Source organism: Ruegeria arenilitoris, assembly GCF_013035425.1.
Classification (GTDB): Bacteria; Pseudomonadota; Alphaproteobacteria; order Rhodobacterales; family Rhodobacteraceae; genus Ruegeria; species Ruegeria arenilitoris_A.
In genome coordinates, this window is record NZ_WQHX01000001.1 from 24,081 (window position 1) to 44,605 (window position 20,525).

Below are 20,525 nucleotides of genomic sequence, written 5' to 3' on the forward strand. Positions count from 1 at the left end.
TCTTCGGTTCTCCTCCCGAAAGTTGTTGTCACGCAGCAGGTCTGGTTTGCGGCCACTTCGTCGCTTCGTGATAGGCCGCTCCAATTGACAGCAATTTCGCATCGGATTCCCGCGGGCCAAGCAACTGAATTCCCATCGGCAAACCCTGCGCCCCAAAACCAGCAGGCATAGATAAACACGGCAGCCCTATTAAGCTGACAGGTGTCACGACCTGCATCCAGCGATGATAAGTGTCCATAGGCTTGCTGGCGATTTCTGTTGGATACGGAATATCGACATCGAAAGGCCATACCTGTGCAGCTGGCAGGACAAGCGCATCAAATTCCGCAAACAGTTCCACAGCCTGCCGAAACCACTCGGACCGGACGACACTGGCATTGTGTACATCCATTGCGCTGAAGTTCATTCCTCGCGAAAGTTCCCACTGTGCGCTGTCTTTCAGCAACTCCCGGCGATTGGCCAACGGCATCAATCCTGCTGCAACGCTCCAGGATCGTAAAGTGATCCAGCTGTCCCAAATCCGGTCTGCAGCGAAAGGCGGCGCCAAGTCCTCGACCACCGCACCCAAATCGGAAAACGCTCGCAATGCATCTTTGCAAATATCAAGCACCCCTTCTTCGCATGGAAAGGCCCCTCCCCAGTCGCCAAGCCATCCGATCCGCAGCTCGGACAAATCGGTGTCAGCCAATGGGCTCACTGGAAGGCTCGCACGGCTGAGCGGCTGCCTTGGTTCAGGCCCTGACAGAACATCCAACAATAGCCCCAAATCCTCGGGACAACGCGCCATTGGACCAGCCGTAGACAACTGATGAAGAAAACTGTCGCCAACGGGTTCGGAAGGAACCCGACCCCAACTGGGTCGAAATCCATAGACGTTGTTCCATGCCGCTGGGTTGCGTAGGCTGCCCATCATGTCAGAACCATCCGCAAGTGACACCATGCCTGTTGCTAGTGCTACTGCCGCGCCGCCTGACGATCCCCCGCAGGATCGCGACGGGTTGTAAGGGTTTCTTGTCGCCCCATATACAGGGTTGAAGGTATGCGACCCAAGTCCGAATTCCGGAGTATTCGTTTTTCCAATCAAAATTGCACCTGCCTTACGTAAGCGAGACGCAAGCAGGTCATCTGCTTTGGGAACATGATCTCGAAAGATAGGTGATCCCTGAGTCGAAACAACTCCGGCTACATTGACCAGATCCTTGACCGCGATCGGTATTCCGTGAAGTGGCCCCCTGTTGGCGCCTTCGTCCATCGACCGCGCTTCTGCCAGCAAAACCTCAGGTTCCCGAAGGGCGACGATGGCGTTCACGCGCCCGTTCACTTCCCCGATCCGTTCCAACGTTGCGCGCATCAATTCAAGTGCGCTGAGGCGCCCCGATGACAGTTCGCGCTGCAATGAAGTGGCCGATGTTTGGGCTAAATCCATAAGGCAGAAAAGGCTCTTGTTGTGGGTATCCTGACTCAGCCTATCCGGGGCGCATCATCATTTAAACACGCAGTTTGAATACATCTTTTCCTGTTTTGCCCTACACGCATTTTTGTCTGGCCCGAATTACCCCCGAGTGATTTCGGCATGGAGATATGATTGAATATTCTGCAGGCTGTTTAGTCGCCCTGCGCTTCGGACCTGCTTTTGCCCGCAACATTTAGTGCCAGCGTCGCGGCCATGAAACCATCGAGATCGCCATCCAAAACTCCCTTGGTGTCCGAGGTTTCAAAATTCGTCCGCAGATCCTTGACCATTTGATAGGGCTGCAAAACGTAGGATCTGATCTGATTGCCCCAACCTGCGTCCCCTTTGGCTTCGTGAGCTGCATTGATTTCTGCGTTGCGACGGTCAAGTTCCTGCTGGTACAAGCGCGATTTCAGGGCTTTCATCGCGATGTCCCTGTTTTGATGCTGAGACTTTTCTGAACTCGTCACAACAATCCCAGTTGGAATGTGTGTGATCCGCACCGCCGAGTCGGTCGTGTTAACATGCTGCCCACCTGCACCAGATGATCGGTACGTATCGATACGGATATCCGCGGGGTTTACATCGATCTCTATATTGTCGTCGACCACAGGGTATACCCAAACCGAACTGAAAGACGTGTGCCGTTTTGCAGCCGAGTCGAACGGCGAGATACGAACCAGCCGATGTACTCCGCTTTCGGACTTTAGCCAGCCATAGGCATTGTGCCCGGAAATTTTGTAGGCTGCGGACTTAATTCCCGCTTCCTCGCCAGCCGTTTCGGATTGGAGCTCGACTGTGTAACCCTTTTTCTCCGCCCAACGAACATACATCCTCGCCAGCATTGAAGCCCAATCACAGCTTTCCGTACCCCCTGCACCCGAGTTGATTTCGAGGAACGTGTCATTGCCGTCCGCCTCACCATCCAGAAGTGCCTCCAGCTCTTTTTTCGCAGCCTTCGCCTTCAGTTTGGTCAGTGCCTCTTCGGCGTCGGTAACAACCTCCTCGTCTTCCTCCAACTCACCCAGTTCAATCAGTTCGACGTTGTCGTTGAGATCAGTTTTGATCGAATCGTAAATTTCGATGGCGTCCACCAATAACTGACGTTCGCGCATCAGTTTTTGGGCGCTTTCAGGGTTGTCCCAAAGGTTTGGATCCTCGACGCGAGCGTTGAACTCCTCCAATCGGTGGGGCGCCGTCTCATAGTCCATACGCTGCGCCAAAAGCTCCAGCGACTTTTCGATTTCCGTCACTACATTCTGGGTTTCGGCGCGCATGGTCAGGTCCCAACTTGCTCAATCAGGCCTGCGTGATAGCAAGAGCTTTGGGCCACCACAAGACGAGCCGGAATGTTATGACTGATCCAAGAGACGAGTTTCTTGCCAAATGGCAACTGACCTTTCCAGTTCTGGTCGCTGAAACCGATCAGGCGCAGGTATGGAGGGTTGTACAAGCTGACGGTCGCTTTGCCGCGCTAAAACTGTATCGTCGTTCGGATCGCGGCAACGAGGCGCACGGGTCCAGCTTATTACGGTTATGGCAAAGTCGCGGTGCGGTTCGAATTGTCCAAGATGAAAAATCTGCAGTACTTATGGATTGGTTGGATGGGCCATCTCTTGGTGATCTGGCGCGGGCCGGCAGGCCTGATGCTGCACTCGCCGTGCTGGCCAAAATCGCCGGTCGCCTCCATCATGCGCCGGTCGTTAAGGACGCTGAATTGAAACCTCTGCATGAGGTTTTTGACCCCATATTCTCTTGCCAATTCTCACTTAATTGCCCAAGCGACTTTCGGAGGGATATGGTTCGAGCAATGCATCTGGCGCGAACCCTGCTGACCAGCCAACCGATTGCGACCGCGCTGCACGGAGACCTGCATCCTGACAATGTCATTCTAACAGATGATGGCCCACGGGTATTCGACGCCAAAGGGTATCTGGGTGATCCCGCGTTTGAACTCGCGAATGCCCTGCGCCATCCGAAAGGCATGGTCGAACTGGTGCGACAACGAAGTCAGATCGAGCGTTGCCTTACACTCTATTCCAGTGCGATGAACGTAAGCTCTGAGCGACTGGCGCAATGGGCCGCTGCAAAATGCGCACTGTCGATACTCTGGCGTTCCGACGGACAGATCAAGCACGACAACGAGGCCGACTTACTGCATCTGCTGCTTGAGATCGTAGATCAATAAAGCCCACCGCCCTGTAGCTCACCCTGACTGGCATTGGGACCGACGATAATGCTCTCGCCAGTTGAAGTCGTGACTTGGCGAGCCGATCCCTGAGCTTCTTCAAACAAGGGCAGATCAGACCCCATGGCAAAGCCACCGTCGAAGACGCGGTCAATAAAACCATCAACGCCATCGCGGAAGTATTCGGCAACTACGTATTCACCCGCGGCGTCATCCGGCAGGCGCGCACCGCTAAAGCGATCGATTTTAATGAAGTGACCACCGGGGGGAACGTCGAAGGGACCGCCTCCATATTTTTCAACAGCCTTTTCCATAAAGCTTTGGAAAACAGGGCCGCACATTGTGCCACCATATGCCCCACGCCCCATTGCGCGTGGGCGATCATATCCAATGTAACAACCGGCCACGATGTTCGAGGTGAATCCGATAAACCAAGCGTCCTTAGAGTCGTTGGTAGTACCGGTTTTGCCAGCCGTCGGCACAGGCAGATTGACGTGACGCGCCGCAGTGCCGCGATCAACCACACCTTTCATCATGGACGTAAGTTGATAGGCGGTTATTGCATCCATAACCTGTTCGCGATCGGTTACGATCTGCGGAGTCTCATTCGGTTCCAGCCAACTTGAGTTGCAATCAAGACATTGGCGATCGTCGTGCCGGTATATCGTTTTGCCAAAACGGTCTTGAATCCGGTCGACCAAGGTGGGGTCGACGCGTTCGCCGCCATTGGCAAACATCGCGTATGCTGCGACCATTTTATATAGAGTTGTCTCTTCAGACCCCAAAGAGTTGGCAAGGAACGCGCCCATGCGGTCATATACGCCAAAGCGTTCTGCATATCCCGCGACCACAGGCATGGTTACTTCCTGAGCCAAACGGATGGTCATCAGGTTCCGCGATTGTTCAATTCCAGTCCGAAGCGGCGTAGGTCCATAGAACTTGTTGGACGAATTCTTGGGCCTCCAAAGACCCTGAGGCGTGTTGACCTCAATTGGAGCATCCACAACGATTGTTGCAGGGCTGTATCCACTATCCAAGGCGGCGGCGTAGACAAAAGGTTTAAAACTGGACCCAGGCTGGCGTTGTGCTTGGGTAGCGCGATTGAAAACAGTGTCTTGGTAGGAAAACCCGCCTTGCATCGCAAGAACACGGCCCGAGTTTACATCCATCGCGACAAAGGCGCCCTGTACTTCGGGCACCTGACGGGCGGACCACTGTCCTTCTTCGCCAGCTACAACAAGGACGACGTCACCCCGTTTGAAATTGGCCGCAAAATCACCCTGGATCCACTGGATATCAGATCGCGGGATAACTCCATCCGCCGGACCATTTTCGATTCCTACGGTCAACGATTGCTCGGCCACATTCAGTACAACGGCTGGATACCACAGCGTCGGCAATAGAACGTCGCGGGGAATTTCTATGACGGATAACGCCTCGCGCCATTGAGCTTCATCTCCGAGTTTGTCTTCCGGTATGACTTCACCTGTTCCGCGCCATCTTCCGCGTGATCGGTCATATTTCTGCAAGGCTTCTCGTAAGGCTCGGGCTGCTTCGACCTGCATTTCCTCGTCAACTGAGGCACGGACTGTAAAGCCACCTGTAAAAAATTCGCCCTCGCCAAAATCCTCGCTGAGTTGGCGGCGGATTTCGTCGGTAAAGTAATCACGAGGTGGAAGCGCGGTGCGGAAGCTTTCAAAGTCGCCATTTTGGACCGAGCGAAGCGGCATATCGACCTCTGCCTCATAGGTCGCCTGATCGATGTATCCGTTTTGCTGCATCTCCCGCAGGACATAGTTACGTCGCGCCAGCAGGCGTTCTTTCTGTCTGACAGGATGGTAATCTGACGGCGCCTTGGGCATCGCGGCCAACATTGCAGCCTCATGCGGAGCCAGTTCTTGTAGCGTCTTGTTGAAATAAGTCTGCGCAGCAGCCGTAACGCCATACGAATTCTGGCCCAGAAAAATCTCGTTCATATAAAGTTCGAGAATCTGTTCCTTGTCCAACGTATCCTCAAGCCTGGTGGCAAGGATTATTTCCTTGATCTTGCGTTCTGCCCGTCTGTCACCCGACAGCAAAAAGTTCTTCATCACCTGCTGCGTGATTGTCGACGCCCCGCGGACGGTTTCACCTTTGGTACGTACGGCCTCGACGCCGGCGGCCACGATACCGCGTGGATCGTAGCCCTGATGGGTGTAGAAATTCTTATCTTCCGCAGAGATGAAGGCTTGTTTCACGAGGTCCGGAATTTCTTCGGACGGCGTGAACAAGCGGCGTTCTTGGGCAAACTCGTCTATCAACTGACCTTCGCCGGAATAAATTCGGCTTATGGTCGGCGGTTTGTATTGAGCCAGCGACTCGTGGCTGGGCAGATCGCGCCCATACATCCAGAAGATCGCGCCAATCACCAGCGCGGTCATAAAGATTCCCAAAGTCACGAGGCTGAAGATTGCCCCGAAAAAAGAAAGAATAAACCGGATCACGTTACTGCCTTTTTCTCGCGGTGCCGCCTATATAGTGCCGCCCTGCCCGCGGGTCAAAACACGAAAGGCTACATTAGCCGTTTTGCGCCGTCAGGTCACTGACCGATCAGGGATCGTTTTACCAGATCTTCCTTACGCCACCTTTCCAGTCCATTAAAAATTCCCTGCGCCATCCCGGCGCGCCATTCCGGATTTCGGATATTTTCAAGGTCACGGGGGCTGGACAAAAACCCCAGTTCAACCAGAACAGAGGGGATATCCGCCGCTTTGAGTACAGAAAAAGATGCTGTGCGGATTGGTTTGCTGTTCATAGGCCCGCCTTGCTGGGCCATTCCGTCTGCTATGGCTCTCGCCAAAGCTTGTGTACGTGGTTGGGTTTCGCGGCGAGCCATGTCCAAAAGTATGTCAGCCACTTGATCATCCGATCCGCTCAAATCGACACCCGAAATAAGGTCACCGCGATCATGTCGTTCAGCGAGTTTCAGGCTGGCAACATCTGAAGCTTCTGCCGACAAAGTATAAACGGCTGCTCCGTGAGCGCGGCCTTCCGAAAGTGAATCTGCATGTAACGAGATAAAAATGTCTGCGCCGGCCCGATGGGCAAGCGCAATGCGGCGCTCCAGAGAAACAAAGTGATCGTCCACTCTGGTCAAAACGACTTCGTAGCTACCAGACCGCAGGAGTACTTCACGCAGCTCGCGCGCGAATGTCAGCATCAAGGTTTTCTCGTCGACACCACCCACTTCTGCACCGGGATCAATACCACCATGACCTGGGTCGAGCATCACGCGCACCGGACCTTTGGCATCTAGTCCTGGCGCAACTGAAGAAACTGAAGGTTCCGGTAGATCCCATCCCGGTTGACGCGGCGCGCCAGCGCCGGCAGCAAAAGTTTCGAAGTCCGTTCCCATGAGGTTTAGCGTCAGCACTGCGCCGCCTGTCGCAGAATCGACCCGCAAATCGGAAGTCTCGACTGCTAGTGGTGCGCCCAGTTCCAAAACCAACCGCGACCAACCGGGAACATAAGCCCCAAACTGAACATCGCTGACGCGACCAGTCTGTAAAAACACGTCGCGATCCAACCCTGTCCAGTCCACCTCTTGAAAGTCCAAAACCATCCTGTAGGGATCGCGCAAAGTGAATATCCGGTAAGGCACACCTTGGCTGAGCGCCAATTCAACACGGACTCCCGCCCTGCCCTGATCGGTTATTCGGGATTGTTCCGGTAATATGCGTGCTAGCGCGTTAAAGCTCTGCGCAAACGCAGCGCCGCTAAACGACCAGATAAGCGCGATGGCGAAAATTATCCTGCTCATGGCCTCAAGTTTTTTTGAGATTCTTTTGCCCCACCTTACAGCACGGAAGGGCGTTTGTGAACGCTCTAGCCCGCAGATGAGGCTGCACCTCGGTTTGCCATGAATTCACGCAGGCGACTCAACCCTTCTTCTATGTCGGCAGATGAACGAGCATAAGAAAAACGTAGCGTTGTATGACCTCGTAATGGATCGAAATCCAACCCTGGCGTCACGGCGACCCCAGCTTCATCCAGAATCTCAGCAGCAAATGCGAGACTGTCATCAGTTAACTCGGAAACGTCGGCATAAACGTAGAATGCCCCATCTGGCGGCGCGATATTAGTAAAACCCGCTTTTGGGAGCCCCTCGAGCATTAACGCGCGATTTGCCTTGTAAACGTCCAGATTGGCTTGCAACTCATCGTCACACTCCATCGCCGCCAGTGCCGCCACCTGGCTGGCATGAGGAGCGCAGATAAACATGTTCTGCGCAATGCGTTCGACGACACGCACCTGATCTTCGGGGACAACCATCCAACCAACACGCCAGCCAGTCATCGAAAAGTACTTGGAAAAAGAGTTGATGACATAGCACTCGTCGGTCAACTCCAGCGCTGTAACGGCTTTGGCCTCATATTCTAACCCGTGGTAAATTTCGTCACTGATAAAGGATGCGCCCTGACTATGCGCAGCTTCGATCAATGCGCCCATTGAACCGTGATTTAGCATCGTTCCAGTCGGATTCGCAGGCGAAGCGACCATTAGTCCTTGTAAATCCTTATCCAAAAAATCCCCTGGAACCGGTTGCAACCGATTTTCCGGAGCGGTTTGCAAATCGACGGGCACCAGCCCCAAAGCCTTGAGAATCTGACGATACGATGGATATCCCGGCGCACCAATTCCGACGCGATCACCGCTGTCGAACAAGGCACTAAACGTTAGTAGGAATGCGCCCGACGATCCGGGGGTTACAACAACTCTTTCCGGGTTCAAGTCCACGTTGTACCAATCGCCATACAACTGTGCGATCCGCTTTCTCAGGGCTGGTAAACCCAAGGCAACCGTATAACCCAATGGACCTTGGGACATTTCTTTTGCCAAAGCATCAACAGCACCTTTGGGTGCACCCGTTCCTGGCTGGCCAACTTCCATGTGGATGATGTGACGCCCTGCTTCTTCCGCTCGGCGCGCCGCTTCCATCACATCCATCACGATAAAGGGATCGACCCCGGACCGGGTTGAGTTTCTCATGCCCATCTCCCATGTTGCAGACATGGCTTTTGAACGCTTATCCAGGCTGGCGTCAATCCCGACCCTGTTGTTGGTGGCAGCGACATGGATATCAAGTCTTGCTCAGGCCAGTGCTCAAAGCCTGATCCGTGACCCGGATATCGAACATGGGTTGAGGGAACTGGCATTTCCTCTTTTGCGGGCGGCTGGCCTAAACACAAACAGAGTGCGGATTTTTGTGGTCAACGACTCGACCTTCAATGCATTTGTCATCGACTATAACGCGATCTACCTGAACTACGGCCTGATCCTTTCAAGCGAAAGTCCAGAGATGTTGCAGGCAGTGATCGCACACGAAGCTGCCCATATCGCCAACGGTCATCCGGCAAGGCGCGCAGAAAACCTGCGAGCAGCTCAACGGAATGCGCAGTTCGGTACAGCGCTCGCCCTGATTACTGCCCTCGCTGGCGGCGGTGAAGCTGCAGCGGGCATTGCAGTGGGGACGTCTTCGTCGGCTTTACGTAGTTTTCTTGGGCACACCCGCGCCGAAGAGGCAGCAGCAGACCGCAGTGCCGCCAGCTATCTGCGTTGGGCCGGAATTTCACCAAGCGGTATGGTCAACTTGCACAGAAAATTCGCCGGTCAGGAATTGCTGACTACGTATAATCAGGACCCTTATATGCGTTCGCACCCGACTAGCCGCGAAAGACTCCGCGCGGCAGAAGCTTTTTTGGAAGAGTTCGGCGATCAAGCCACGCGCAGCGCAAATGCGGATTACTGGTTCGCCCGCATCAAGGGAAAGTTGTCTGCTTTTTTACGAGCGCCCGGTTGGACCCTGCGTCGAGCGGCCGAAGAAAACCACCAGGACATAAGGCTTATGCGTGAGGCGTCAGCCTATCATCAAAACCGCAATTTAAGCCAAGCCCGCAAGGCCATCAACGCTGCCCTGCAACTTCGCCCAGACGATCCATTTTATTATGAACTGAAAGGGCAAATTTTATTGGAAAACAGACAGGTAAAAGACGCTATTGAAGCATATGGCGCCGCTGTAGAAATGGCGCCGCATGACGCGTTGATACTTGCGGGCTATGGGCGCGCCTTGCTGGCCGACGACCAGACGAAAGAGGCTTTAAAAGCACTTGAGAAAGCACGCGCCAGGGACTACCGAAACTTAAGACTAATGCAGGATTTGGGCGTCGCTTACGCGCAGCTAGGAAACAACGGTATGGCTTCGGCCGTTACGGCGGAAAAATACGCATTGCAGGGCCGTCTGGCAGACGCTGGCATTCATGCGAAACGTGCCGTTGCGCAGTTGCCCGAAGGATCTCCGGGTTGGCAAAGGGCGCAGGATGTGCTGATTGCTTCGGAACGCGCTGAGAAAAACAAAAGGAGAAGGAAATGATCCTCAGACATGTTGCACCCGCCCTTCTGGGGCTTTCCTTGATTACCGGTCCTGTGCTCGCGCTCGACCTCAGCGCACTCAGCGACGACGAGAAGGCTGAATTTGGCGCGCAGGTTCGGGAATACCTCCTCGAAAACCCTGAAGTGATTATCGAGGCAATAAACATACTGGAACAGCGCAACGCCGTAGCCGAAGCCGAGGCCGATAAACAGCTCGTGGCTGCCAACCAAGAAGAACTGTTCAACGACGGTTATAGCTGGGTTGGCGGCAATCCTGATGGTGACATAACTCTGGTCGAATTTATGGACTATCGTTGCGGCTATTGCCGCCGCGCGGTGCCCGAAGTGGCCAGTCTGTTAGAATCTGACGGCAACATTCGCCTTGTGATAAAAGAGCTGCCCATTCTGGGTGAAGCATCAATTATGTCATCCCGCTTTGCTGTAGCGACGAAACAGGTTGCCGGAGACGACGCGTATAAACAAGTACACGACGCCCTGTTGGAGTTCAGCGGCGAACCCAACGAAGTTACTTTGCGCCGTATCTCGGACGGTTTAGGGTTGGACAGCGATGCGATTATCGTGGCCATGGACAGCGACGACGTCACGGCTGAGATCAATCAGACGCGCGAGCTTGCCAGGAAGATGAATATCTCTGGCACGCCCTCATTTGTTCTGGGAACCGAAATGCTGCGGGGATTCCTGCCAGCGGACCAGATGCGGCAGATCGCGGATGGCGTAAGGGCGGACAAAAGCTAAGGTAATCCCTTTTATTCGTCGGATGCCAGATTCAGGCTTCGAGGCGGTAGCGTTCAAAGCGTACTAAGCTGTGTCACAACGTTAGTGGAGAATTACTCTGCCGCCGCCTGAACTGCATCAAGCTCTGCCGCCTTTTTCTCGACCTCTTCCACGATGTGGTCAATCATCTTTTCATTCGACATTTTGTGGCTAGCCTTGCCTGCCAAATAAACCATTCCGGACCCCGCTCCGCCGCCGGTAAAACCAACATCGGTCATCAATGCCTCGCCCGGACCGTTCACAACGCACCCGATGATCGAAAGACTCATGGGTGTCTTAATATGCTCCAATCGGCGTTCAAGTACTTCTACGGTTTTTATCACGTCAAACCCCTGGCGCGCGCAGGATGGGCAAGAGATGATATTGACGCCACGGTGACGTAGACCGAGCGACTTCAGTATCTCAAAACCGACCTTAACTTCTTCTACGGGATCGGCGGACAGGCTTACGCGGATCGTATCACCAATGCCCATCCAAAGCAGATTACCCAAACCAATTGCCGACTTGATGGTGCCGGATACCAGTCCGCCTGCCTCGGTTATGCCCAGATGGATGGGAGCGTCGGTAGCCTCGGCAATACCCTGATAAGCGGCGGCTGACAGAAAAACATCGCTGGCTTTTACGCTGATCTTGAATTCATGGAAGTCATTGTCCTCAAGGATCCTGATATGTTCCAGCCCGCTTTCGACCATCGCCTCGGGGCATGGCTCACCGTATTTCTCAAGTAGGTGTTTTTCCAGACTGCCCGCGTTGACGCCGATACGTATTGAACAATTGTGGTCACGCGCGGCCTTGATAACTTCTTTCACACGCTTTTCGTCACCAATATTTCCAGGATTGATGCGAAGACAGGCGGCACCGGCTTCAGCCGCCTCTATACCGCGCCGGTAGTGGAAGTGAATATCCGCAACGATCGGAACCGGGCTTTCCCGAACGATTTCATAAAGTGCCTTTGAAGACGCTTCGTCCGGGACAGAGACCCTGACGATATCTGCACCTGCTTCTGCCGCAGCCTGTACCTGCGCCACGGTTGCGGCGACATCGGTTGTAAGCGTGTTCGTCATAGTTTGCACCGCGATCGGAGCATCACCGCCGACGGGTACATCGCCAACCATAATCTGACGGGACTTGCGGCGATAAATGTCGCGCCACGGGCGCACGTGATTGAGGGACATATGGGCTGTTCCGGCGTTACCTGCGTTGCGCTTTAGATAGTTCGGCCCGCCAAGTATCGCAATGCCGGTATTACTCTGCAGGTTCTTCTACTACCTGAGTATTAAGTTCGGCCACCAACTGCTTGAGCGCACTGTTTTGATCCGCTTCAAGGTCAGCAACTTCGAACCGCTCTGCCACAGCATCCTTGGACAGGATAACCCCCTTGGTTACTGTTCCCGGCGCACCAACGGGGCCAAAATGCTCGCCATTCATCGCGAAATAGACAGAACCCGAGGCTCCAGCACGCAATTGGGGCGGCTCTTCTGTCAGAGGCACTTCGAAGGTGCTGCCCTGCTCTACAGTGCCCAACGTGCCCTCAAATATGACACTGCCGTCCGAGGCCGTAACCCGCATCCAGGAAGGATTGACAGCGACAATTTTCAAAGTTGTGTCCAGTTGCTCGACCACTTGGGGCAATGCAGGGCGCTCAACGGTGTGAAACTCGGCAACCTCAACCTGAGGAGGTTCCGGCGGACGGAAAGTGCCAACGGTGCGTGGATCCAATGTCGAAATCGGCGCGTCTCGGGCAACCAAAACTGGAACATCAAGGGCCTGCGGTCGATACAAACGATCCAGCGCCTGAGCATTTGGCGCGTCAACGCTGGCAATCTCAGTATCGTCAACTTGAATACTTGCAGCGTCCAACGGGTCCAAATCCGTCAGGACAACCGGTGCCTGTTCTACTGGACTGACCTGAACCTGCTGAATACGGTTCAGAACGGACCATCCGCCATAGCCAATACCGCCAATAACCGCCAAAAGAACAAGCGAAGATCCTATCGCACGAGGCTCGATCTGACTGACGAAGGATTCCCTGCCGGGAAGATATGGCGTGTTCGGCGAAACAAATGGATCGCGAGCTTTCGGCACGCGCGATGGAAGTTCGCCGGTCGGCTTGCGGACAACAGATGCCTCGGCCGACATGCCATGGGCTACTTCGAAACCACTTTCCGCGCAGAACGTAGCAAAGGTTTCGTCAGGATTCATGCCCAGGTAGCGCGCATAGGAACGCACGTATCCCGCGATAAAGCCAGGCGTGTCAAATGCGTCGGGGTCAGCGTTTTCAATGGCAGCAATGTAGTTGGCCTTGATCCGCAACTCTCGCTGAACATCGAGAAGAGATTTGCCCATCGTGGCACGCTCACCACGCATGACATCGCCAAGACGCAACTCGTAATCGTCAAAACCCTTTGGTCTGACGTCGGTTTCTTCGTCGGAATCGCGCTGTGATCTGCGCCCAATCATTCCTGCTGCCCCATTCTGCCTTTTTGCGCGATACACGCCAATGGCGAATCATCCCCAAAACGATTCGTCCACCAATTTTATTAGCGTAAGCTTAACACGCGACATACACGTTGCACACTTTGGCGTTAGGTTAACCTGCAAGTTCGGCGCGATTTAGCGCACAATGTGACCAAAGTTCGTCAATCGCTTGGATCAGACGGTTCATTTCGCCCGGTCCGTGAACGGGAGAAGGGGTAAATCTCAAGCGTTCAGTTCCCCGAGGTACCGTTGGGAAGTTGATCGGTTGAACGTAAATTCCGTAATCGTCCAGCAACATATCGCTCAACTTCTTTGTATGAACAGGGTTGCCGACGATAACCGGAACGATGTGGCTGCCGTGATCAATTAGCGGCAAACCCATGCCCTTGAGCCGCAGTTTGAGGACCTTGGCTTGCGTTTGATGCTTTTCCCGCAACTCAGTTGCACCCTTGAGATATGCAACAGATGCTGCTGCGCCGGCTGCGACAGCAGGCGGTAGCGAGGTCGTAAATATGAAGCCTGGCGCATATGACCTTACTGCGTCACACATTTTGGCGCTGGCTGCTATATAGCCACCCATAACGCCATATGCCTTTGCGAGCGTCCCATTAATAATATCGATACGATGCGCCAGACGATCTCGCTCGGTTACACCGCCGCCTCGGAGGCCATACATGCCAACTGCGTGAACCTCGTCGATATAGGTCAGTGCACCAAACTCATCTGCCAGATCGCAAATTTCCTCAATAGGACCGAAATCACCATCCATCGAATAAACAGATTCGAACGCGATCAACTTGGGCGCAGAGGGATCGTCGGCCTGAAGCAACTCTCGAAGATGGGCAACGTCGTTGTGTCGAAAAATTCTTTTGGCACCGCCGTTGCGGCGCACTCCTTCGATCATAGAAGCGTGGTTCAATGCGTCGGAGTAAATGATCAGACCCGGGAACAACTTGGGCAACGTCGAAAGCGTCGCATCGTTAGCGATGTAAGCACTGGTAAACAGCAAAGCGGCCTCTTTGCCGTGCAGATCAGCCAACTCGGCTTCGAGGCGTTTGTGATAAACAGTGGTGCCCGAAATATTGCGAGTGCCGCCCGAACCGGCGCCGGCCGCATCAATCGCCTCGCGCATTGCGTTCAAGACAACTGGATGCTGGCCCATACCCAGATAGTCGTTGCCACACCAGACAGTTATGTTCTGTTGCGACCCATCTGGGCAAGTACGTACAGCGTGCGGAAAATGACCGTTGCGGCGTTCGATATCGATGAAGGTCCGGTAACGACCTTCCTCGTGCAGCCTTGCAATTGCTGAGTCGAGCTTAGCATTATAGTCCAACGGTTTCTCCTTCTGCGCCCGGCTTCGTTCTTGTAATAACCGGACCACTCTTTAGCCGCAGGTAACAGCGCAAGCCGTGCGTGCGGATCTGCATCCCTTTGATAACCGTGCCTAGCGAGAAATCCAGAGTCGCATCATTGATTTGCATCAATTATCTCTGTTATCTCCTTTCGACAAGTATAGTTACGGCTATCAGACGCGAGGAAACGACGCAGGCAATAGCAGCGCAGTCTCAACGTTTCCGATAGTATACCTCATTTCTTAAAGATACGCACTGGACGGCGCCGCCTGCGCTGATAGGCTCCGCGCCAGTTCAAGACTTTGAGGAGAAACCCATGTCGTTAGACGCTGTTCTCAGCAGGATCGACTCTGACCTGTCCACCTCAATCAACCGTCTGATGGAGTTTTTACGCATCCCGTCGATTTCCACTGATCCGGCCTTCAAAGAAAAGGTCGACCAGGCGGCAGATTGGTTGGTTGCCGACCTCAAAAGCATAGGGATAAAAGCCGAAAAACGATCCACACCCGGCCATCCAATGGTCGTCGGTCATGTCGGCGAGGATGGCATCGGTCCCCATTTTTTGTTTTACGGCCACTATGACGTTCAACCGGTGGATCCTTTAGAGCTTTGGAACCGTGAACCTTTTGACCCAGCTTTGGAAGAAACTGAAAACGGACAAGTCATTCGCGGGCGCGGCTCTTCGGACGACAAAGGACAACTGATGACTTTCGTCGAGGCCTGTCGCGCTTGGAAAGCGGTTCATGGCACTCTTCCCTGCCGCATCACTTTCTTTTTCGAGGGCGAGGAGGAATCCGGGTCCCCGTCGTTAGTGCCTTTCCTAGAAGCCAACAAGGAAGAGCTGAAGGCGGATCTGGCGCTGGTCTGCGATACATCAATGGTTTCCCGCGGGGTGCCATCAATCTCTTCGCAGTTGCGTGGCATGCTAAAGGACGAATTCACGATCATCGGCCCCCGTATCGATCTGCATTCCGGTCATTACGGTGGCCCTGGCCTGAACCCGCTGCGTGAAATGTCAAAAATCGTCGCCTCATTTTATGACGAAGAGACAGGTCGAGTGGCGGTGGATGGGTTCTATGAAGGCGTTCACGAAGTGCCTGAAGAGCAGTTACGTCAATGGGAAAACTGCGGATTTGACGAAGCTGAGTACCTGAACTCGGTGGGTTATACTCAGCCGCATGGCGAAAAAGGTTACTCAACGCTCGAACAACAGTGGGCGCGGCCAACGTTAGAAGTAAACGGCCTATGGGGCGGATACAATGGCGCTGGCTCCAAGACCGTCATCCCGTCCGAGGCGCATTGCAAGATAACCTGCCGACTAGTAGGCGAAATGGACCCTGACGATTTACGAGACAAAATCCGCAAACACGTGGAAGCTCGACTATCCACCGACGCTAAAATCGTCTGGGACAACGATTTGGAAGGCTCGCCCGCCTCAGTCATGAACCTTGATCGACCGGAATTCGAAGCTGCACGCGGTGCGTTGTCCGATGAATGGAATCGAGAAGCTGTCTTTACAGGTATGGGCGGTTCCATACCTGTGGTCGGTTATTTTGACACGCTTCTTGGCTTGGACTCTATGTTGGTCGGTTACGCTAATGATGACGACGCGATCCACTCGCCAAACGAGAAGTACGACGTAAAAAGCTTCCACAAGGGAATTCGGTCCTGGGCGCGCATTTTGGATGCTTTGAACAAATGAGCTAAATAAGGCAACGCTTTTTTGGCGGTGCCTTATTTATTTAGCAATCCATTTTCACATATGAATTACGCGCCCGAAAGCGTCGAGAACGCTTTCATGCATCATCTCTGACAAGGTTGGGTGCGGGAAGACCGTGTTCATCAAGTCTTCTTCAGTAGTTTCAAGCTGCCGACCAACAACGTAGCCCTGAATTAGTTCGGTGACTTCGGCGCCGATCATGTGGGCGCCTAGCAGTTCACCCGTTTTGGCATCAAAAACCGTCTTGATTAAACCATCTGGCTCACCCAATGCGATAGCCTTGCCATTTCCGATGAAAGGGAACTTGCCAACTTTAACGTCGTGACCCAATTCCTTGGCCTTCGCCTCAGTGTAACCAACAGACGCCACCTGCGGCTGGCAATAAGTACAGCCGGCGATGCTTTCTGGTTTGACCGGATGAGCGTGCTTGCCCGCGATCAATTCTGCCACCATGACCCCCTCGTGGCTGGCTTTATGCGCCAACCATGGTGCACCGGCTATGTCACCAATCGCGTACAGTCCATCGACACCCGTGCGACAGAATTCATCCGTAACAACATGGGTGCGGTCGATTTTGACGCCCAGCGCCTCGAGCCCGAGGTTTTCAACATTACCGACAATTCCAACCGCTGAAATAACGGTGTCGAAATCGTGTTTTTCGACTTTTCCGTTGACTTCGATATGAGCGGTGACTTTGCCTTTGCCGCGATCCAGTTGTTTGACCATAGCCTTTTCCATTATGGTCATGCCCTGTTTCGTAAAGGCTTTTTTGGCAAATGCGCTTATCTCAGCGTCTTCTACGGGCAGCACGCGGTCCATCACTTCGACGACAGTAGTGTCAGATCCTAAAGTGTTGTAAAAGCTTGCAAATTCTATGCCAATCGCACCCGAGCCGATTACCAGTAGCTTCTTTGGCATCCGGGGTGGCATCAAAGCGTGTTTGTAGGTCCAGACGAGATCGCCATCCGCCTCGAGACCCGGCAATTCACGCGCCCGCGCGCCAGTGGCCAAGACAATGTTTTTCGCAGTCAACTCTTCGGAGCCTTTGTCTGTTTTGACACTGACTTTTCCCTTCGAGGGGATCGTCGCCTCGCCCATGACCACGGTGACTTTGTTCTTTTTTAGCAGATGCCCAACGCCACTTGTTAGTTGTTTGGCCACGCCACGCGATCGTTTGACCACTGCATCCAGATCATAGCTTATCTTGTCTGCCGCCAAGCCGAAATCCTTGGCTCGTTCCATAAGGTGAAACACCTCTGACGAGCGCAGCAGCGCCTTAGTCGGAATACAACCCCAGTTCAGACAAATTCCACCAAGGTGTTCACGTTCCACAACTGCTGTCTTCATTCCCAGTTGTGCGGCACGAATGGCGGCAACATAGCCCCCGGGGCCTGCCCCTATTACGATCAGATCAAAGGATTGTGCTGCCATGTGTTCCTCTCGGCGCGGGTCTGTTTTAAACTAGTTTACCGTTAAACTATTTTTTCCAACGCTTCAATAATGGTCTCCGCGACATATGAGGCGCAGGATAAGAAAGGCGCATTTGCGCTGAATTCAGCCTATACCCCTAGTGCGGCTAAGGCTAGAACTGAGACGCAAAACACTTAGGGTTTTCCGAACTGACTAATAGTCGAGGGAATTGTAATGGCAAAAACGCTCAAGGATTTATTGCTCGCCCTACTGAATGCAACGCTTATCCTGTTGGCGTTGTGTCTATTTTTAGGATGGAAGCTGGCACAATCTGTCGAAAATATTCGTACGGGTTTCACTGAGAACCTCAAGATAGTCGCTCCGCTACGTGATGAGATGCAAGGTATTGCAGGAGAGATGGCTGGTCTGCGCAGCGATCTCGCGACATTTCGCGAAGAGGGCGATGTACTGGATACAGTTACACGCTCAAAACTTAACGGCGCATTGGATCGCCTTGGCAATATTGAAGCCAAACTGGAAGAGACACAGACCCGACTAGCGGGTCTTGTCGAAAATCCCGAAGACCTGATCAACCACGCAATTACCACTTCATCCGAAGCCGTTGGCAAACAGATTGTGGCTATTCGGGGTTGCGAGCCGCCGTCTTAACCAGCCGCCTGCAAATCTCGGAACGTCGATCCATACCCGCCGCTGTTGACGTAAGCGGCTTCATGTTCGGTAGTAGCGCGCTCAAGCGCTTCGTTGCGGTAAGGGAAACGGCCAAATTGTCTGATCACTTCGCGATGAGCCCTGGCATGCAGCAAATTGCTGGCGCCAAACTCTGGCATTCTTTCGCACATCAGGCGAACACATCGTTCCTGATCGCACAGATTTTCTGAATGCATCATCGGAAGATAAAAGAATTGCCGCGCAGGTTCGTCAATCTTCATGTCCCAGCCCTTATCTACGGCGCATTTCGCAGCAGAAAGAGCAGCGCGGTCAGTCGCAAACGCCTGTTTGCTGCCCCGGAACATATTGCGCGGAAACTGATCCATCAGAATGATGTAAGCCAGTGACCCACTGGGGTACGTTAACCACATAGAAAACCGACCTTCGCAGGCTGCTTTCCATGTTGGCAAAAACCGTTCCCTGATTGAGGTGTCTAATGTCTCGTCCTGAATATACCAACCGTCAGGACCAACTTCGTCTAACCAAAAACTCAGTACTTCTTCGGGACCAACCATGCCCAAAACTCCGTTTATGCCCTCCCCAGGGACGTAAGGTCATATAAGGCCGTTTTACAGAACTGTTACAGTAACATATTGCAACACTGGCGACATAAATCCGGCGCTTAGGCAGTTTCTTGCGCATCAATTTCATCCTGCGCGGCTTCGATAGCAACCTCCTGCGCAACCTCCATGGCGACAGGTGAAGCCGTGGGGTAAACTGGTGCAATTGCTCCGGTTTCGTCCACCGGCACGTAAGCACGCTGAGTCATTCTGTAGGCCGCGTAAATCGCCATTACGAACATCAAAGCTGCAATAAACAGGAAAAAGCCCTGTGGCCCAAATATAGCACTTCCCATCAACCAACCGGTAATAACCGGGCCAGCAATTGCGCCTAACCCGTTAATGAACACCAGCCCACCAGATGCAGCAGCCATATCGTCATATTCCAGATAGTCATTGGTGTAAGCGATGAACAATGAATAAAGCGGGTTCGACATTCCACCGATCCAAAAGGCTGAGATCAGCAGAACGGGAAATGTCACGCCAAAAATCATGCCCACCATTGCAGAAACTGCGCCGACTGCTGCAACCAACATGATTAAAAGGCGGCGATCCATCCGGTCTGAAACCCAGCCTAACGGGTACTGCAGTACCAGCGCACCAATGTAGAAAGAAGCTACGAAGGTCGAAATTTCAGCAAGCGACAAACCAGCCTGTGCGCCGTATACCGCAGCCATCGCAAACTGGGCACTGAATACTCCCCCCAAAAGGAACATTCCGACGCATCCCAGCGGCGAAGTATCTAGAAGCTGCCGAAGGGTCATGGGCTTGGTGGTATCAAACGCCGGAGTCGGAGAAATCGACAGCAAAATTGGTGCGAACGAGATCGAGACCAGGATCGAGGCAATCACAAAGGTTTCGTACCCAGCTGGATCACCAACAAGCATCAAGGCCTGTGCGCTGACGATCCCCGTCATCTGAACGATCATATAAAGGGATAATGCCTGACCTCTGTTTTCATTGCTGGCAGCATTATTCAGCCAGCTTTCTGCCGTTACATAAACTCCTGAGAAGCAAAACCCGATTACCACCCGTCCTAAAGCCCAGGCAATCGGGTCTGTAAGCAAAGGATACATGATCATTACAGCCGAGATAAACGAAGCAAGTGCTGCAAACACGCGGACATGCCCAACCCTTCGGATCATCTCTGGTGCAAGCCTCGAACCTCCCAGAAACCCTAAAAAGTACGCTGACATCACAATCGAAATCTGAAATGTGGAAAACGACTCAATTTCGCCACGGACACCCAGCAGCGTTCCCTGCAGGCCGTTTCCGACCATCAACAACCCCATACCGAGCAAAAGCGCCCATGCGCTTGAAATTACCTGAAGCATCCCGGTCTCCTGGAGCCATCATTCGATTTGCCACTAGATGCGATCAAAAATCGCCTTGGTCGCGCTTGTCTACGACATTGTCTCGAAATGATCCT

General features: G+C 53.4%; 16 protein-coding genes. 5 read left to right on the top strand and 11 right to left on the bottom strand.

The window, feature by feature from the left end:
• Window positions 1–28: 28 nt before the first annotated feature.
• The gene (locus GOV45_RS00120) at window positions 29–1,426 is read right to left on the bottom strand and encodes an amidase (protein WP_170472626.1); all 1,398 of its coding nucleotides are present in this window, start codon (window positions 1,424–1,426) and stop codon (window positions 29–31) included.
• Between the two features lie 179 nt (window positions 1,427–1,605).
• Window positions 1,606–2,730 (bottom strand): peptide chain release factor 2, encoded by a 1,125-nt coding sequence (gene prfB / locus GOV45_RS00125; RefSeq protein ID WP_170472629.1) that lies wholly within the window; start codon window positions 2,728–2,730, stop codon window positions 1,606–1,608.
• Between the two features lie 77 nt (window positions 2,731–2,807).
• On the opposite strand from prfB, the gene GOV45_RS00130 reads away from it, so the two are divergent.
• On the top strand, window positions 2,808–3,641 hold the full coding sequence (locus tag GOV45_RS00130; RefSeq protein ID WP_170472632.1) for an aminoglycoside phosphotransferase family protein: 834 nt from the start codon (window positions 2,808–2,810) through the stop codon (window positions 3,639–3,641).
• Here GOV45_RS00130 and GOV45_RS00135 read toward each other — a convergent pair.
• The 3 genes from GOV45_RS00135 to GOV45_RS00145 form a co-directional block, all read right to left on the bottom strand.
• On the bottom strand, window positions 3,635–6,124 hold the full coding sequence (locus GOV45_RS00135) for a penicillin-binding protein 1A (protein WP_170472635.1): 2,490 nt from the start codon (window positions 6,122–6,124) through the stop codon (window positions 3,635–3,637). The two genes, GOV45_RS00130 and GOV45_RS00135, sit on opposite strands and share 7 nt — an antisense overlap.
• A 95-nt stretch (window positions 6,125–6,219) precedes the next feature.
• Window positions 6,220–7,440, bottom strand: coding sequence for an N-acetylmuramoyl-L-alanine amidase (locus GOV45_RS00140; RefSeq protein WP_170472638.1), 1,221 nt, complete (start codon window positions 7,438–7,440; stop codon window positions 6,220–6,222).
• Between the two features lie 65 nt (window positions 7,441–7,505).
• Window positions 7,506–8,669, bottom strand: a complete 1,164-nt coding sequence (locus tag GOV45_RS00145; RefSeq protein WP_170472641.1) for a pyridoxal phosphate-dependent aminotransferase — start codon at window positions 8,667–8,669, stop codon at window positions 7,506–7,508.
• On the opposite strand from GOV45_RS00145, the gene GOV45_RS00150 reads away from it, so the two are divergent.
• The gene (locus GOV45_RS00150) at window positions 8,668–10,050 is read left to right on the top strand and encodes a M48 family metalloprotease (protein ID WP_170472644.1); all 1,383 of its coding nucleotides are present in this window, start codon (window positions 8,668–8,670) and stop codon (window positions 10,048–10,050) included. The genes GOV45_RS00145 and GOV45_RS00150 overlap by 2 nt on opposite strands.
• A complete protein-coding gene (locus GOV45_RS00155; RefSeq protein ID WP_170472647.1) occupies window positions 10,047–10,805 on the top strand; it encodes a DsbA family protein in 759 nt (252 codons plus the stop codon). The genes GOV45_RS00150 and GOV45_RS00155 overlap by 4 nt, the downstream gene beginning before the upstream one ends.
• 92 nt (window positions 10,806–10,897) lie before the next feature.
• On the opposite strand, the gene ispG is transcribed toward GOV45_RS00155, so the two are convergent.
• The 3 genes from ispG to hemA all read right to left on the bottom strand — a co-directional run bounded on the left by ispG (window position 10,898) and on the right by hemA (window position 14,658).
• Window positions 10,898–12,019: a flavodoxin-dependent (E)-4-hydroxy-3-methylbut-2-enyl-diphosphate synthase gene (gene ispG / locus GOV45_RS00160; protein ID WP_170472650.1), complete on the bottom strand. Its 1,122-nt coding sequence runs from the start codon at window positions 12,017–12,019 to the stop codon at window positions 10,898–10,900.
• Between the two features lie 70 nt (window positions 12,020–12,089).
• Window positions 12,090–13,304 (bottom strand): helix-turn-helix domain-containing protein, encoded by a 1,215-nt coding sequence (locus GOV45_RS00165; protein ID WP_170475291.1) that lies wholly within the window; start codon window positions 13,302–13,304, stop codon window positions 12,090–12,092.
• A gap of 130 nt (window positions 13,305–13,434) precedes the next feature.
• Window positions 13,435–14,658 carry a 5-aminolevulinate synthase gene (gene hemA / locus GOV45_RS00170; RefSeq protein WP_170472653.1) on the bottom strand — a complete coding sequence of 408 codons (1,224 nt, stop codon included), beginning with the start codon at window positions 14,656–14,658 and terminating at the stop codon, window positions 13,435–13,437.
• A gap of 335 nt (window positions 14,659–14,993) precedes the next feature.
• Here hemA and GOV45_RS00175 point away from each other — a divergent pair, with 335 nt between their 5' ends.
• Window positions 14,994–16,379 carry a dipeptidase gene (locus GOV45_RS00175; RefSeq protein ID WP_170472656.1) on the top strand — a complete coding sequence of 462 codons (1,386 nt, stop codon included), beginning with the start codon at window positions 14,994–14,996 and terminating at the stop codon, window positions 16,377–16,379.
• Window positions 16,380–16,433: 54 nt separating this feature from the next.
• On the opposite strand, the gene lpdA is transcribed toward GOV45_RS00175, so the two are convergent.
• Window positions 16,434–17,828, bottom strand: a complete 1,395-nt coding sequence (lpdA, locus tag GOV45_RS00180; RefSeq protein ID WP_170472659.1) for a dihydrolipoyl dehydrogenase — start codon at window positions 17,826–17,828, stop codon at window positions 16,434–16,436.
• A gap of 213 nt (window positions 17,829–18,041) precedes the next feature.
• On the opposite strand from lpdA, the gene GOV45_RS00185 reads away from it, so the two are divergent.
• The gene (locus GOV45_RS00185) at window positions 18,042–18,476 is read left to right on the top strand and encodes a hypothetical protein (protein ID WP_170472662.1); all 435 of its coding nucleotides are present in this window, start codon (window positions 18,042–18,044) and stop codon (window positions 18,474–18,476) included.
• On the opposite strand, the gene GOV45_RS00190 is transcribed toward GOV45_RS00185, so the two are convergent.
• Both GOV45_RS00190 and GOV45_RS00195 read right to left on the bottom strand, forming a co-directional pair.
• A complete protein-coding gene (locus GOV45_RS00190) occupies window positions 18,473–19,051 on the bottom strand; it encodes a DUF924 family protein (RefSeq protein ID WP_170472665.1) in 579 nt (192 codons plus the stop codon). The genes GOV45_RS00185 and GOV45_RS00190 overlap by 4 nt on opposite strands.
• A 107-nt stretch (window positions 19,052–19,158) precedes the next feature.
• Window positions 19,159–20,430 (bottom strand): MFS transporter, encoded by a 1,272-nt coding sequence (locus GOV45_RS00195; protein WP_170472669.1) that lies wholly within the window; start codon window positions 20,428–20,430, stop codon window positions 19,159–19,161.
• Window positions 20,431–20,525: the final 95 nt, after the last annotated feature.

Excerpts from the sequence above, each read along its gene's own strand:
- GOV45_RS00120 (WP_170472626.1), bottom strand. The coding sequence starts at position 1,426 with ATGGATTTAGCCCAAACATCGGCCACTTCATTGCAGCGCGAACTGTCA.
- prfB (WP_170472629.1), bottom strand. The coding sequence starts at position 2,730 with ATGCGCGCCGAAACCCAGAATGTAGTGACGGAAATCGAAAAGTCGCTG.
- GOV45_RS00130 (WP_170472632.1), top strand. The coding sequence starts at position 2,808 with ATGACTGATCCAAGAGACGAGTTTCTTGCCAAATGGCAACTGACCTTT.
- GOV45_RS00140 (WP_170472638.1), bottom strand. The coding sequence starts at position 7,440 with ATGAGCAGGATAATTTTCGCCATCGCGCTTATCTGGTCGTTTAGCGGC.
- GOV45_RS00150 (WP_170472644.1), top strand. The coding sequence starts at position 8,668 with ATGCCCATCTCCCATGTTGCAGACATGGCTTTTGAACGCTTATCCAGG.
- GOV45_RS00145 (WP_170472641.1), bottom strand. The coding sequence starts at position 8,669 with ATGAGAAACTCAACCCGGTCCGGGGTCGATCCCTTTATCGTGATGGAT.
- GOV45_RS00155 (WP_170472647.1), top strand. The coding sequence starts at position 10,047 with ATGATCCTCAGACATGTTGCACCCGCCCTTCTGGGGCTTTCCTTGATT.
- ispG (WP_170472650.1), bottom strand. The coding sequence starts at position 12,019 with ATGTCCCTCAATCACGTGCGCCCGTGGCGCGACATTTATCGCCGCAAG.
- GOV45_RS00165 (WP_170475291.1), bottom strand. The coding sequence starts at position 13,304 with ATGATTGGGCGCAGATCACAGCGCGATTCCGACGAAGAAACCGACGTC.
- GOV45_RS00175 (WP_170472656.1), top strand. The coding sequence starts at position 14,994 with ATGTCGTTAGACGCTGTTCTCAGCAGGATCGACTCTGACCTGTCCACC.
- lpdA (WP_170472659.1), bottom strand. The coding sequence starts at position 17,828 with ATGGCAGCACAATCCTTTGATCTGATCGTAATAGGGGCAGGCCCCGGG.
- GOV45_RS00185 (WP_170472662.1), top strand. The coding sequence starts at position 18,042 with ATGGCAAAAACGCTCAAGGATTTATTGCTCGCCCTACTGAATGCAACG.
- GOV45_RS00190 (WP_170472665.1), bottom strand. The coding sequence starts at position 19,051 with ATGGTTGGTCCCGAAGAAGTACTGAGTTTTTGGTTAGACGAAGTTGGT.
- GOV45_RS00195 (WP_170472669.1), bottom strand. The coding sequence starts at position 20,430 with ATGCTTCAGGTAATTTCAAGCGCATGGGCGCTTTTGCTCGGTATGGGG.